This window comes from Vibrio sp. 1978, from assembly GCF_033344345.1.
In genome coordinates this window covers 1-568 of record NZ_JAWPOP010000817.1, presented here as the reverse complement: position 1 = coordinate 568, position 568 = coordinate 1, and the positions used below count along the sequence as shown (strand labels likewise).

Here is a 568-nt window from a genome sequence, read left to right as displayed (position 1 = left end):
GCACGCTCTGAAGAACCCTGCGCAATCGCGACGATATTAACATTCACTTCCGCAAGAGAAGAGAAGAAACGTGAAGCAACACCACGGGATGTACGCATGCCGTCACCAACCAAGGTAACAATAGAAACATCATCGATAAAATCAACCGGTTCCAATAGACCGTCTTTTAGTTCAAGCTCAAACGCATCCGCCAAAACTTGTTGAGCTTTCAGCTTATCATCGGCCTCGATACAGAAGCTGATGCTGTACTCAGACGATGATTGAGTAATCAATACAATAGAGACACCAGCAGAAGACATCGCACCAAATACTCGGCTCGCCATGCCTACCATCCCCTTCATACCTGGGCCTGATACGTTAACCATGGTTAGGTCGTTAAGCGTTGTAATACCTTTGATCGCAAGATTATCTTCACCAGTATCTTGGCCGATAAGCGTACCCGCGCCTTGAGGGTTAAAGCTGTTTTTGATCAGACATGGAATGTGGAATTGCGCGATAGGAGCAATGGTCTTCGGATGCAGAACGGATGCACCGAAGTAAGAAAGCTCCATTGCTTCTTGATAGCTGT

1 protein-coding gene is annotated in these 568 nt (G+C 46.7%); it reads right to left on the bottom strand.

Annotated elements, in window-relative coordinates:
* Positions 1 to 568: ACT domain-containing protein (locus R8N49_RS29290; RefSeq protein ID WP_318190717.1), on the bottom strand; the 568-nt coding region annotated here is incomplete at both ends.